General features: G+C 34.8%; 2 protein-coding genes. Both read right to left on the minus strand.

The genetic code is table 11. The features are described from left to right. Positions 1–82: 82 nt before the first annotated feature. Complete coding sequence (locus tag ABUA47_RS24875; protein WP_289539830.1) at positions 83–502, minus strand: hypothetical protein; 420 nt, start codon at positions 500–502, stop codon at positions 83–85. Positions 503–580: 78 nt separating this feature from the next. After that, positions 581–1,141, minus strand: a complete 561-nt coding sequence (locus tag ABUA47_RS24880) for a hypothetical protein (protein ID WP_195530440.1) — start codon at positions 1,139–1,141, stop codon at positions 581–583. Between the last annotated feature and the right edge of the window lie 102 nt (positions 1,142–1,243).

Genomic DNA, 1,243 nt, shown 5'->3' on the forward strand with positions numbered 1-1,243 from the left:
TTCTAAACATATCTTTACTACGTGGGTAATGTTCGGCAGCTAATCGCCATTTTGGGCGATTGAGGTGTATGTTATAGTTTCATTATTTATTTGAAGAGATAACCGATTTCTTCCATTCCTTTTCTGTCTTTTTTGAAAAGACTGAAAGTGTTCTATCTTTACCATTTCCTATTAGGGCTATTCCTAACGAAAAGTATAATTTACTATCCAATGTTTTGGATGCTTTTTCAAATTTATTTAGCTTCCTAACAATTTGAGCATCATTGAGAATATCAATATCACTCCAAATGACTTGGTGACTGCCATCAGGAGTGAATGTAACTTCCTCTACTTGATTTTTCTTAAATATTACAGAAAAACTATTCCAGCCTAAATGTTGCCTTTTAAGAAAATCAACATGTTCAAATTTCGGTTTCTCTGCAAAGAGACCTTCGACTTCTTCGCGACTCATACCAAATTTGATGTCGCCTACTGATATATATGGTTCAAGTATAAATATCATATCACCTATTTTTATTACGAAACTATAATGGTTTGCAGCTTGCCGCCGTTAGGTGGCACAGGTGCTTGTTATGTGCATTTATTTCCAAAAATTGTCCTGCAAGTGCTTCTCTAAATATCGGCTTACAACTCCCCAACCTTCGTTATCTGGGCAGCCATAATACCATAGTTTTTCTGCTATTTCATCCAGCTTGTCAATAGTATCAAAGTATTGTTCACTCATTTTTTCTTGTTCCGATTCACTATATTTTTTTAGCTCCTCTAAGTCCGTTTTATGTCCTTTCATAAAGTTTACAACCTTACAAAACTCACTATCGCTAAGAACCGATATATCCAAAGGGAAGATATTCGCTATATTTTTGGTTGCTTCACCAACCTTGTCTAATCCAATTTCATACATCGCAGAAGATATGTAAGGTAACAAGTCTGCATGATATTCTACAATAGACATCCAACCATCGCCTTGACAATTTCCTATCACATTAGTTACAACATGAAAAGTAAAAGTAACATCGGATACTTGTTGCCTAATTTCATCAATGCTACCTATCTCCCAAATCTTGTCAGATAAGGTTACAATCGCATCTTCTGTATTGACATCCATTCCTTGCAGGACATCACTAATTTTTTCAGTTTTCATATTTATATTGTTTTTTAGTTGCACATAATGTTTAGAGGATAGCCGACCGTTTAGGGCGGTTCATCCTCATGTTCGAGACAATTTTTATTTCCTTTATTACAT

Origin of the sequence: Bacteroides sp. RTP31139st1_H2_RTP31139_211217, assembly GCF_040227615.1 — a bacterium.
GTDB classification, from domain to species: Bacteria; Bacteroidota; Bacteroidia; order Bacteroidales; family Bacteroidaceae; genus Bacteroides; species Bacteroides uniformis.